The 4061-nt window shown below is 24.6% G+C and carries 3 protein-coding genes and 1 pseudogene; 2 read left to right on the forward strand and 2 right to left on the reverse strand.

The window, feature by feature from the left end; translation table 11 throughout:
* Window positions 1–474: 474 nt before the first annotated feature.
* Complete coding sequence (locus tag KQ44_RS13280) at window positions 475–900, forward strand: PepSY-like domain-containing protein (RefSeq protein ID WP_096737861.1); 426 nt, start codon at window positions 475–477, stop codon at window positions 898–900.
* On the forward strand, window positions 893–1600 hold the full coding sequence (locus tag KQ44_RS13285; protein ID WP_240516701.1) for a hypothetical protein: 708 nt from the start codon (window positions 893–895) through the stop codon (window positions 1598–1600). Before KQ44_RS13280 ends, KQ44_RS13285 begins: the two co-directional genes overlap by 8 nt.
* 421 nt (window positions 1601–2021) lie before the next feature.
* On the opposite strand, the gene KQ44_RS13290 is transcribed toward KQ44_RS13285, so the two are convergent.
* A complete protein-coding gene (locus KQ44_RS13290) occupies window positions 2022–2915 on the reverse strand; it encodes a metallophosphoesterase (protein WP_096737862.1) in 894 nt (297 codons plus the stop codon).
* 18 nt (window positions 2916–2933) lie between these two features.
* Window positions 2934–4061, reverse strand: a pseudogene (locus KQ44_RS13295) (hypothetical protein); the annotation flags it as partial.

Raw genomic sequence — 4061 nt, forward strand, 5'->3', positions numbered from 1 at the left:
ATTGATATTTATAAGAAGTTTTGTTATATTATATATGTAATCATCATAATGTATAAAAAAATTACAATATGTAGTAATGATTAAAAGATTTATCATAATAATATTATTGTTTGTATTCTTATGTAAACTTTTCTATAGTAGTATATTATTTGATAAATTTTATTAAAGATTATTTTAATTGTGATGATATAATAATATATAGTAGTTATATGAAGTTGTTTTTGATGATGGTATTATGTTCTAATTCAATCGATATATGGAATGAAATAGACATAAATTATTCACTAATACCTATAAATTTTATAGATAAATAAAGTTATTATTACATTAAAAAACAAATCTGAATTATGCCATTATAAAAATAACTAAAGAATAGAATATGTGTGTTATTAGTTTAGATAATTATAGATTTTGTAGAAATGCTAATCAAATAGAAAATATATAGACAATTAAAAAATAAAAACAAGAGGAAACATGAATAAAAAAATAATATTATTATTTTTAACAGCATCTATTTTTGCCTATGCTGATGGAATGTATATTGCCCCAAATCAATTGCCAAGTAATATACTTCAATTTATAAAAACATATTTTCAAAATACTGCCATTATTTATGCTGAAATGGATAGAAAGACTTATGAAATAGCCTTAGATAACGGGGTAGAAATAGAGTTCTTTAGAAATGGGGATTTAAAGGAAATAGAAGGAAATTATACGGCATTGCCTTTAAATATACTACCTCAATCTGTGGCAAATACTGTAGTTAAAACTTATCCGAATAATGTAATAACTAAGATTAAAAAGAAATGGAACATATACGAAGTAAAACTTAATAATATGATGGAGCTTTATATAGATGCAAATAATGGACAGCTTCTAGGACAGAAATTTGATGATTAATAAAAAATGCAAAGTTGGAGAAAACATGATAAAAAAACATTATATTATTGTATTTGTATTATTTATAGTATTAGCTATTCCAAATAATATTTATCCTATAATAAGACATGGTCTTGATTTTAATATTAATGCCCCTATAGGAATTGGTATAATGATACCGCATGGAAATATTCCTAAATATGAGCCTGCAGGTCATGAGGTAAATTTTCAGGGCGGTGTTGGTATAGGACTTGGATATTATTTGGGAATAACTGATTTAGTAAGTATGAGTTTTTTAGGAACTTTTGGATATTCATATAATAAAACAAGTATTCATAAAAATAATATAAATATTAATTATATTTATGAAGCTCATTCTCTTAGTTTTGGAGGTATGCCTAAAGTTTATATAGGAGATTTTTCTTTAGGTTTGGACATAGGAATAAGACTATCCTTAGGTCCAGGTCTGACAATACAATATAAAGGGAAAGATTATTCTTCAAATGGTAAAAGTACTCCTAGAACATATTTAAAGTTTATAGCTGATTATAATATATTTTTCAGAGAGGATATGGCTATAGCTATAGGTCTATATATAGGCTATGATTGGGGATTTGATCTTAGCAATATTGATTTGCCTGAAATCACAAAAGGGGAATCGTACGGCAATTTAGATTTAGGCGTACAAATAGCATATAGATATGCCTCTTTCTTTAGGTAAAAAATAATAAATAATTTTGAAATAATTATTTTAATAAATTTCACAAATAAAATATTTAACATATATTTGCTATAAAAGTATGGTCAGTTAATAACTATAGTTTACAGATATTTGTTTTAGACAATTTGTTAGTATCTTATCACACAGTATTACTTATTTTTATTGGATATCAATGATTATGCTTCTGATTACATAATATTAAACTTGCTTCAAAAACTACTTGACAAGATTAACTATAAAATTATTTAATTTAATAATCTTACTATACATATAAAACATAATTAGTACTATTTAGTGTGATTTTTAGACTTACACTTTCGCTAAGCGTGCATGTGGCAATTTTTTTGTGCAACAGAAAAGTTGATAATTCTGTATAATGTGCATCTGTTGACAAAATAAAATTGTTCAAGTATATATTAAATCACTTTCTATTTAAATTTATTATAACAACTTCAGGATATGCTAATAATCTAAAAGGCATAAGTACGGCCCCTATTCCAGAGGTTACATATACTTTCATCTTTCCATAATTCATAATGCCGTAAATTACTGGAAAATGAGGATATTCCTTATTTTTGTTTAGTCCCTCCCAAACCCACATAGGAAGAAAACTTATTTGAAGACCATGAGTATGCCCTGATAAAAATAAATCTATAACTTCTGTATATCCTTTATCTTTAGCTCTTTTTAAAGGGATATTTGGTTCATGAGATAATAATATATGAAAATCATTTGACTTAACATTTTTAGTTGCCGCTTCAAAATCAACATTATCAGTTAAAAAATCTCCTACACCTCCTATGGATATATATTCTCCCATTTCGTTTGTTATAAATAAAATATTATTATCTATAACTTTAAATCCATTTGAATATAAAGCATTTGAAACATCAGAAGTACTTTCCCAATTATCATGATTACCTAATACAGCATAATTTCCATATTTTGCTTCCAAGCCCTTTATGCCATTAGCAAATTTCTTTGTATTTTCTTCATTATAATGACTAAACTTATGAGGTGCACTATAAATATAATCACCTGCAAATAGTATTATATCAGGGTTTTCATTAGTTATCAAAGCAGACATATTCTTTATATGGCTTTCTGGTATATAAAGCCCCGCATGCATATCAGCTGCCAAAGCAATCTTTGTATTGTCAAAACTTTCAGGCAAATCTTCAAACTCTAATGTAATATATCTTACTCTCAAAGAATGTGCCGTTTTATACATGTACAAAGTTACACAAATAAAAAATAATATAGTAATTAAAAATATTATTTTATTTATCTTTAATATTTTTTGTAAAAAATTCATTTTTAATCCTTAAATTCATTATATATTATTATAGTTAGATATTAAAAGAGACAATACAAAAGAAAGTACAATTATAGATATACTAAATAATAAAAACTTCAAACTAAAAGGAAAAAATATAAATATAATCAATATTGATATTATAATAGAAGTTAGTAAAGAGACTAAATATAATACATTTAATAATATCTTCTTATACCATCCTATTATAAATTTTGACAAGCGTCTGTAAAAAATAGATAGTATCGATGAAGATAGTAAAGACAAAGTAAATGCTAAAAATATAATAAATACAATAATAACATTTTTCATTGAACTATTATATTGAGTATAATATTCCTCATCAGCAGATACAGCCATCAAATTATTACTATTTACAAAATCACTTTTAGCTAAAAGAGAATATATATTATCATTATCAGAAAAAACTATTATACTTTCATTATATGGGGATTTATCTCCTTCTTTTAAATATATAAAACTATTCATAGCGGTAATATCTCCTATAATATCATAATTTCTGTCTTTCAAATCATATATGCCGCTTACATAAAAATATCCTGTTTCAAGCCATCCTCTTGATGCTTTAGCTATTAATGATAAAGCATCTCCAACTTTTAAGTTAAGATAGTCAGCTAAATCTTTTCCTATAACAATTTCTCTCTTAGGACTTTCAAATACTTCTCCTTCTATTATGATATTAGATATGCTTAATCCGCTTTCTAATATATTTTTTTCATAAGTATATACTCTTGAAGCTATACTTCCAGTTCTTATAACTACTCCAACTGGAAAATTAAATACCCTTTCAATTTCTGCATACCTATCATATGATTCTATTTCTCTATAGAGCATATTATATATATTATCATCTATAGAACCTTTAAATAAAAATGTATTTTCTGAAGTATTATTTTTTACTATCCTCACTATACTTTCTAATTTTTCATTATTAGAGATATTATTTGTAAATGAGAGAAATGACAAATATAACAATATAAAAACTAATGCATAAGTAAATGATAAACCTATTACAATAAGTAAATTCTTGTTTTTATTATAATTTTCTTCTTTTATTATAAATAGATTCTCCAAAATATTAAATTTTAAATTAGCCGATAAAACTGATACTATATTTAAAGCAAG

This window comes from Brachyspira sp. G79, from assembly GCF_002379365.1.
In the GTDB taxonomy this organism is placed as follows: Bacteria; Spirochaetota; Brachyspiria; order Brachyspirales; family Brachyspiraceae; genus Brachyspira.

Coding starts and splice junctions, on each gene's coding strand:
- KQ44_RS13285 (WP_240516701.1), top strand. CDS start 893: ATGATTAATAAAAAATGCAAAGTTGGAGAAAACATGATAAAAAAACAT.
- KQ44_RS13280 (WP_096737861.1), top strand. CDS start 475: ATGAATAAAAAAATAATATTATTATTTTTAACAGCATCTATTTTTGCC.
- KQ44_RS13290 (WP_096737862.1), bottom strand. CDS start 2,915: ATGAATTTTTTACAAAAAATATTAAAGATAAATAAAATAATATTTTTA.